The sequence below is a fragment of the Bacillus sp. SIMBA_008 genome, from assembly GCF_046535495.1.
GTDB classification, from domain to species: Bacteria; Bacillota; Bacilli; order Bacillales; family Bacillaceae; genus Bacillus; species Bacillus subtilis.
Map to the genome: position 1 here is coordinate 1 of NZ_JAWRWL010000534.1, position 269 is coordinate 269.

Here is a 269-nt window from a genome sequence, read left to right on the forward strand (position 1 = left end):
CAAGCTTGATATATTTTTGCTGAGACGTGACATCATGCTGGCCAAGTGTTTCTCCAAAGTGCTTCAGTGCCTCATATTCGCCTTTTTTTAAGACGGTTTTTTTCCAAACATCCTCAAGACTCTCATTCCATGCATGCCGTACAGAAAAAGTTCCACCTTTCAGCTTTTCTGCAAATTGTTCAAATAACCGATTCACAGGAGTGCCTACTTGTGACGCAATTTGCTCTGCTGCACGCGCTAGAGGTGTTTAACCATACATAATTTCAGCT

Annotated in this window: 1 pseudogene; it reads right to left on the reverse strand. The window is 42.0% G+C overall.

From position 1 onward, the window contains the following. A pseudogene (locus tag SB658_RS24335) lies at positions 1-196 on the reverse strand (stage III sporulation protein SpoIIIAB); the annotation flags it as partial. Positions 197-269: the final 73 nt, after the last annotated feature.